Origin of the sequence: Streptomyces flaveolus (assembly GCF_000716535.1) — a bacterium.
In the GTDB taxonomy this organism is placed as follows: Bacteria; Actinomycetota; Actinomycetes; order Streptomycetales; family Streptomycetaceae; genus Streptomyces; species Streptomyces flaveolus_A.
This window is the reverse complement of the sequence record NZ_JNWV01000146.1, coordinates 1-664: the sequence shown is the minus strand read 5'-3', so window position 1 is coordinate 664 and position 664 is coordinate 1. Positions and strand designations below refer to the sequence as shown.

Annotated in this window: 1 protein-coding gene; it reads right to left on the bottom strand. The window is 76.4% G+C overall.

Annotation, left to right across the window (positions count from 1 at the left end):
- On the bottom strand, nucleotides 1-664 hold a 664-nt coding region (locus OO52_RS45585; protein ID WP_037631238.1), incomplete at both ends, for an acyltransferase domain-containing protein.

Below are 664 nucleotides of genomic sequence, written 5' to 3'. Positions count from 1 at the left end.
GGGGCGTATTCCGTGGTGGTCGAGGAGGTGGAAGAGGGCGGTTTCGAGGGCGAAGAGGGCGGGCTGGGTGTAGGCGGTCCGGTGGATGAGGGTGTCGTCGCCGGAGAGGACCACCTCGCGCAGCGGCCTCTCAAGGTGCGGGTCCAGGGCGGCGCAGGCCGCGTCGAAGGCGGCGGCGAACTCCGGCTCCGCCGCGTACAGTTCACGGCCCATCCCGGCCCGCTGACTGCCCTGCCCGCTGAACACGAACGCGGTGCGCACCGCTCCGGCGGCGCTGCCCCGCACCAGCGCGGCGTGCTCCTCCCCGCCGGCGAGCGCCCGCAGTACCCGTACGGCCTCCGCCTCCTCGCCGGGGCCGCCGAGGACGACGGCTGCCCGGTGCTCCAGTGCCGCCCGGCCGCGCGCCAGCGCACCCGCCGTCGCCGCCAGCCGGCCCGGCCGCGCGGTGAGATGGGCAGCCAGTCGCTCGGCCTGCGCGGCCAGGGCCTCGGGTGAGTGCGCGGACAGCGGCAGCACCACCGGACCGTCGTGGTCGCGCCCGTGCGCCCCGGACCGCTCGGCCGGTTCCGTGGGTTGTTCGATGATGGCGTGGGCGTTGGTGCCGCTGATGCCGAAGGAGGAGATGGCGGCGCGGCGGGGGTGGTTGGTGGTGGGCCAGGGGCGG